Genomic DNA, 5838 nt, shown 5'->3' on the forward strand with positions numbered 1-5838 from the left:
GCATCAGATCCTGCCGCAGGTGGAACGTTTCCCGATGAGCCGCGTCAACGACGCACTGGATCACCTGCGCTCAGGCAAGGCGCGCTACCGCGTGGTGTTGGACGCCGATTTCTAGTCGCCAGTCGGTGCAGGTGCCTCCGGCGACGTGGCCGTGGTCGCCGACTTCGGCTGGCGCTGCACCTGCTGCGGGTAGGGAATGTCCACGCCCAGGCGCTGCAGCGTGTGCAGCACGGCCAGGTTGACGTCCGAGCGCACGCCGCCGCTGCCGTTCTCGGGGTCCATGATCCAGAAGAACACGCTCAGCTCCAGGCCGCTGTCGGCAAAGCGGCTCAGCTGCACCGATGGCCCCGGGTCGCTCAACACGCGCGGGACTTCGGTGACGGCTTTGGTGATGGCCTGCATGACGTTGTCGACGTCGCAGTCGTAGTCCACCTGCACCACCGTCGACAGCAGCACGCGCGGGTCGGCCAGCGAGGAGTTCTCGACCCGCTGAGTGATCAGGATCTCGTTGGGCACGATGGCTTCCTTGCCGCCGAGCGACCGGATCACCGTGTAACGCGTCTTGATGTCGGTCACGCGGCCCTCGAAGCCGTCGACCTTGACCATGTCGCCGATGCGCAAGCTCCGCTCGGCCAGGATGACAAAGCCRCTCACGTAATTCGCCGCCAGCTTCTGCAGGCCAAAGCCCAGGCCGACGCCGAGCGCCCCACCCAGCACGCCCAGGGCCGTCAGGTCGATGCCCGCGGCCGACAGCGCGAACAGCAGGCCGATGAAGAGCAGCAGCGAGCGGATCGCGTTGGACGCGATCTTGCGCATGGACAGGTCCAGTGACTCGCGGCGCAGCAGCTGGGCCTCGATGGCCGACGAGATCCACAGCGCAACGACCAGCACCAGCGTAGCCGTCAACCCGCCCTCGATGAGGTTGCGCAGCGTCAGCTTGACGGTGCCGAATTTCCAGCCGATGTCGTCCAGCTCGTCCATCAGCACGGGCCACAGCCCGGTGATCCACAGCACCGCGCCGATCCACACCAGCCAGGAGCCCAGCTTCTCCAAGGCCTTGAAGGCGGTCGAATTGGGCCAGGCGGCGCGCAGCACGCGGGCGATGAGGCGGATGGCGGCCAGCGACACCAGCACCGGCAGCGCCAGCTTGAACAAGGCCGGTGCCAGCCCGTACAGCGGCAGCAGGCGGCGCGCGCCAAAGGCCAGGGCCAGGGCGAACAGCGGGAAAAGCGTGCCGTCGATGACGCGATCGCCGAACAGCACGCTGTTCTCGCGCCGGGTGACGGCGCGCGACAGCGCCCAACTCAGCAACCCTGCCAGAGCCAGGCAGCCGAATAGCAGGCCCCATTCGGCCAGCGCGTCGGCGCTGAAGACGCGGGTCAGCAAGGCCTGGAGTTCGGCCAGGCTCAAAGGTTGGTGCATACGGTTTTAGTCAGTTGGGGACAGAGCTACTCGCTGCGCTCGGGCGGTCTGTCCCGCAAAATTCTCAGCTTAGTTGGGGACAGAGCTACTCGCTTCGCTCGGGCGGTCTGTCCCGCAAAGTTCACAAATCAGCCAATACGCGCAAATGGATGCCCACGCTGCGCGCGAGGGCGTGCAGGTTATAGCCGCCCTCCAGGACCGACACGATACGGCCTTGCGCATGACGGTCGGCCACGGCCTTGATCTTCTGCGTGATCCATTCGTAGTCGGCCTCGATGAGGCCCAACTGGCCGAGATCGTCGTCGCGGTGGGCGTCGAAGCCGGCGGAGATGAAGATCATCTGCGGCTTGAAGCGCTCCAGGGCCGGCAGCCACATGGCCTCGATGATCTCGCGCACCTCGCCGCCACGCGTGTAGGCCGGCAGCGGCACGTTGACCATGTTGGTGCCCTTGGGGACGGCGCCGCTGTAGGGGTAGAGCGGATGCTGGAACAGGCTGACCATCAGCACGCGGTCGTCGCCGGCAATGATGTCCTCGGTGCCGTTGCCATGGTGGACGTCGAAGTCGACGATGGCCACGCGCTTGAGGCCGCGCCGGTCCAGCGCGTGCCGCGCAGCGATGGCCACGTTGTTGAAGAAGCAAAAACCCATGCTCTGGTCGCGCGTGGCATGGTGGCCCGGCGGGCGCACCGAGCAGAAGGCGTTGTCGGCACGGCCGTCGATGACGAGGTCGGTCGCCTGCACGGCAGCACCCGCCGCATGCAGGGCGGCGGTCCAGGTATGGGCGTTGGCCGAGGTGTCGGGGTCGACGGCGCAACGTTCGCCCGTCTCGGCGCAGTCCCGCAGCAGGGCGCCGATCTCGGCGACATAGCCGTGGGTGTGAGCCAGCTCCACGTCCTTGAGGTCCACCGGCCGGGCGTCGAAGTACTCGAGCGCCTGGCCCAGGCCCGAGGCGATCAGCCAGTCGTCGATGGCAGCCAGCCGCTCCGGGCATTCGGGATGGCCTTCGCCCATGTCGTGGCGGCGGCATTCGGGAGGGTTGAAGTAGGCGGTGGGCATGTCTCTTGATATGGTCCAGCCTCATGACGCAAGCTCCATCACGAACGCTGGCAGCGCAACTGCTGGCACTGCAAAACCAGATTAGCACGGTCATCAAGGGCAAGCCGGCGCAGATCGCCGATTCCCTGGCCTGCCTGATCGCCGGCGGCCACCTGCTGATCGAGGACCTGCCCGGCGTCGGCAAGACGACGCTGGCCCATGCACTGGCCATTTCCCTGGGGCTGAGGTTCTCGCGCCTGCAGTTCACGGCCGACCTGCTGCCCAGCGACCTGCTGGGTGTCAGCGTCTACGAGCGCGAGAAGAACGGCTTCGCCTTCCACCCCGGCCCGGTGTTCGCCCAGGTGCTGCTGGCCGACGAGATCAACCGCGCCGGCCCCAAGACGCAAAGCGCGCTGCTGGAGGCCATGGAGGAGCACCAGGTCAGCATCGAGGGCATCAGCCACCCGCTGCCCGAGCCCTTCTTCGTCATCGCCACGCAGAACCCCAGCGAGCAGCTCGGCACCTTCCCGCTGCCGGAGTCGCAGCTGGACCGCTTCCTGATGTGCATCTCGCTGGGCTACCCCGACGCCGCCGCCGAGCGCGAGCTGCTGACCGGGCAGGACAGCCGCGAGCAACTGCGGTCGCTGGGCGCCCTCATGACGCCGGCGGAGCTGATCCAGGCGCAAGCCGCCGTCAAGGCCATCCACGCCGCGCCGCCGCTGCTGGACTACCTGCAGGCACTGATTGCGGCCACACGCTCGGGCCAATGGTTCGTGGAAGGCCTGTCGCCGCGCGCCGGCCTGGCCGTGCTGCGAGCCTCCCGCGCCCGGGCCCTGCTGCAGGGGCGCGACTATGTGTCGCCCGACGACGTGCAGGCCATCCTGCCGCAAACCATCGCCCACCGCCTGCAGCCTCGCGCCGGCGCGGGCCGCGGCGCTCGCGAGCAGGTGCGGGCGATGATCGAAGCCATCGCCCTCCCCTAGCTTGGCGCTGATTGCCGGCCTGGCGCTCCTGCGCAGCCGGCACGTCGCGGTTGGCCAGACGGGTTCGGCCCGGGCAGATCGGCGGCATGGTTATCCTGCCGCCCCATGTACGTGCCCTTCTTCGGCTTGAAACAAGCGCCGTTCTCGATCGCGCCGGACCCGCATTACCTGTTCATGAGCGAGCGCCACCGCGAGGCGCTGGCCCATCTGCTGTATGGGCTGGACGGGGGCGGCGGCTTCGTGCTGCTCACCGGCGAGATCGGCGCCGGCAAGACCACCGTCTGCCGCTGCTTCCTGGAGCAGATCCCGGCGAAATGCAACGTCGCCTATATCTTCAACCCCAAGCTCACCGTCCCTGAGCTGCTGCAGGCGATCTGCGACGAATTCCATGTCGTGGTGCCGGCGGGCGCGCGGACGGTGAAGGACTACGTCGACCCGCTGAACGCCTTCCTGCTGGCGCAGCACGCTGCCGGGCGCAACAACGTGCTGATCATCGATGAGGCGCAGAACCTCTCGGCCGACGTGCTGGAGCAATTGCGCCTGCTGACCAATCTGGAAACCAGTGAGCGCAAGCTGCTCCAGGTGGTGCTGATCGGCCAACCCGAGCTCCGCGGCATGCTGGCCCGGCCGGAGCTGGAGCAGCTGGCGCAGCGCGTGATCGCGCGCTTTCACCTGGGCGCGCTGTCCGAGGCCGAGACGGCACAGTACATCCGTCACCGCCTGAACGTGGCCGGCCTCACCGGCGCGCTGCCCTTCGACCGCAAGGGGCTGCGCCTCATCCACCAGCTCACCCGCGGCGTGCCGCGCCGCATCAACCTGCTCTGCGATCGCGCACTGCTGGGCGGCTATGCCAGCGGCCAGGCGCAGGTCACGCGAACAATAGTGCGCCAGGCTGCGCGCGAGATGTTCGACGAGCAGGCCGCACCGCCCGTGCCCAGGCGCAGGCCCGTCGCGGCGGGCATTGGTGTGGCCCTGCTGGCCGCGGCCATCGTGGGCGGCTGGCTGGCCTGGCGGGCGCAGCAGGCCACCATGGACGGACGCCTGCAGAAGGCCAGAGCGGAGGGCATGGCCGCGGCTGCCAGCGCGGCATCTGCTGCGGCAGCGGCTGCGAGTGCGGCTTCGCAACCCGCCTCCGCGGCCAGCCGCACCGAGCCAGCCCCCGAACTGCTGACGCTCGCCGACTGGAAGCCGCAGGACGCCGACGCCTGGGCGGCCCTCGCCCAGCGCTGGGGCCTGCCGCTGCCGGACAAGGCCGACCCCTGCACCGTGGCCGCGCAGCGCGGCCTGCAGTGCTACCGCAGCGGCAGCGGCAGCCTCTCGCTCATCCGCCTCATCGACCGCCCCGTGCTGCTGACCCTGCAGCGCCCCGGCCACCCGGCGGCCCTGGCCGCGCTGGTGGCGCTGGACGCGCAGCACGCCACGCTGGTCGTGGACGGCACGCCCCGCCGCGTCACGCTACCCGAGCTGGCCGGCGCCTGGCGCGGCGAGTTCACGACCTTCTGGCGCGTGCCACCGGGCTATGCCGAGCGGGCCGAGAACATCGTTCCCCTGCGCAACTGGCTGGCCACACAGCTCGCCAGCGTGCCGGGTAGCGCGCCGTCCGCGCCGGCCTCCGCACCCGCGCCCGGCTGGCCCGAGCTGAGCCGCCAGGTGCAGGCCTTCCAGGCCAGCCAGGGTTTGCAACCCGATGGCCGCGTCGGCCCCATCACCCTGATGCAAGTCAACCGGGCTGCCGGTATAGCCGAGCCGCGCCTGGACGTGGCGCGCTGAACGCGAGAATCGCAAGACCTAACGCCATGTCCTACATCCTCGACGCCCTGCGCCGTGCCGAAGCCGATCGCGAACGCGAGCGCGGCCAGGTGCCGGGCCTGAACACCCAAGCGGTATCCACCAGCGACGCCGCCCGCGCCGCCGGCCCACGCCGCTGGCTGCCCTGGGCCGGCGGCGGCCTGCTGCTGCTGGCTGGCATCGGCGCCGGCAGTTGGTGGGCAAGCGGCCCGCAGGACGCGACCCCGCCGGTTTCGCCGCCAACGCCCACCCCGGTGGCCACCGCGGCGCCAGTGGCTGTGCCCGCGCCACCCGCCGCGCCAACGCCACAGCCCACCGCGTCCGCCTCGCCCTACCTGCCACTCGTGCCGCCGCCGGTCGCGGTGACCACAGCACCGGCGCCCCGTCCCGTCAGCGAGGCCACGGCGCCGGCACCCGTGGCTGTCGCCGTGCCTGCCCCCGTTCCTCCAGCACCGCCCGCCCCAGCTCCCACCCCAGCCGCCGAAGCTCCCATCCCCCGCCTGGCCGAGCTGCCCGAAGCCATCCGCCGCGACGTGCCCCGCATCGTCGTCAGCGGCTCCGTCTACTCCGACGACCCGCGCGGCCGCTTCGCGATGATCAATGGCGAGG

5 protein-coding genes are annotated in these 5838 nt (G+C 69.9%); 3 read left to right on the plus strand and 2 right to left on the minus strand.

Annotated features, from left to right (window positions below; translation table 11 throughout):
- Window positions 1-111 precede the first annotated feature (111 nt).
- Both ACXJKR_RS22255 and ACXJKR_RS22260 read right to left on the minus strand, forming a co-directional pair.
- On the minus strand, window positions 112-1422 hold the full coding sequence (locus ACXJKR_RS22255; RefSeq protein ID WP_056201386.1) for a mechanosensitive ion channel family protein: 1311 nt from the start codon (window positions 1420-1422) through the stop codon (window positions 112-114).
- 121 nt (window positions 1423-1543) lie between these two features.
- On the minus strand, window positions 1544-2479 hold the full coding sequence (locus ACXJKR_RS22260; RefSeq protein WP_457324667.1) for a histone deacetylase family protein: 936 nt from the start codon (window positions 2477-2479) through the stop codon (window positions 1544-1546).
- A 23-nt stretch (window positions 2480-2502) separates the two neighbouring features.
- Between ACXJKR_RS22260 and ACXJKR_RS22265 the strand changes: the two genes are divergently transcribed.
- From ACXJKR_RS22265 to ACXJKR_RS22275, 3 genes are all read left to right on the plus strand, one after another.
- Window positions 2503-3441, plus strand: coding sequence for an AAA family ATPase (locus ACXJKR_RS22265; protein WP_457324668.1), 939 nt, complete (start codon window positions 2503-2505; stop codon window positions 3439-3441).
- Window positions 3442-3546: 105 nt separating this feature from the next.
- Complete coding sequence (locus ACXJKR_RS22270; protein ID WP_457324669.1) at window positions 3547-5211, plus strand: ExeA family protein; 1665 nt, start codon at window positions 3547-3549, stop codon at window positions 5209-5211.
- 26 nt (window positions 5212-5237) lie between these two features.
- Window positions 5238-5838 (plus strand): general secretion pathway protein GspB (locus tag ACXJKR_RS22275; RefSeq protein WP_457324670.1); only part of this gene is annotated, 601 nt, incomplete at its 3' end.

It is taken from the genome of Roseateles sp. P5_E11 (assembly GCF_054049355.1).

Coding starts and splice junctions, on each gene's coding strand:
- ACXJKR_RS22260 (WP_457324667.1), bottom strand. CDS start 2,479: ATGCCCACCGCCTACTTCAACCCTCCCGAATGCCGCCGCCACGACATG.
- ACXJKR_RS22265 (WP_457324668.1), top strand. CDS start 2,503: ATGACGCAAGCTCCATCACGAACGCTGGCAGCGCAACTGCTGGCACTG.
- ACXJKR_RS22270 (WP_457324669.1), top strand. CDS start 3,547: ATGTACGTGCCCTTCTTCGGCTTGAAACAAGCGCCGTTCTCGATCGCG.